Genomic DNA, 375 nt, shown 5'->3' with positions numbered 1-375 from the left:
TCGCGCAGAACTCACAAATTTTACCTTAGCCTGATCCACCAGCAGTGAAACTGGTGTTCAGTCTATATCTATCACATATCCGAATTTTTAAAGAACGATCTGACAAAAGCCAGAAATCAACATTCGATGCGAATGCTCATTTCTGAATTTGATCAAGCAAGTAAGGCGTAAGTGGTGGAGCCAAGCGGGATCGAACCGCTGACCTCCTGCGTGCAAGGCAGGCGCTCTCCCAGCTGAGCTATGGCCCCGTGTACGGCTGAACTCTGTAATGGTAGGTCTGGGCAGATTTGAACTGCCGACCTCACCCTTATCAGGGGTGCGCTCTAACCAACTGAGCTACAGACCTATAACAGGGTCACTTTGCAACATCGTCTT

Annotated in this window: 2 tRNA genes; both read right to left on the bottom strand. The window is 48.8% G+C overall.

Annotation, left to right across the window (positions count from 1 at the left end):
* Positions 1–172: 172 nt before the first annotated feature.
* A tRNA-Ala gene (locus L6D64_RS28220) sits at positions 173–248 on the bottom strand.
* Positions 249–269: 21 nt separating this feature from the next.
* Positions 270–346, bottom strand: a tRNA-Ile gene (locus tag L6D64_RS28215).
* Positions 347–375: the final 29 nt, after the last annotated feature.

Source organism: Pseudomonas urethralis, from assembly GCF_021602465.1.
Classification (GTDB): Bacteria; Pseudomonadota; Gammaproteobacteria; order Pseudomonadales; family Pseudomonadaceae; genus Aquipseudomonas; species Aquipseudomonas vlassakiae.
This window is presented reverse-complemented; position numbering and strand designations above follow the sequence as displayed.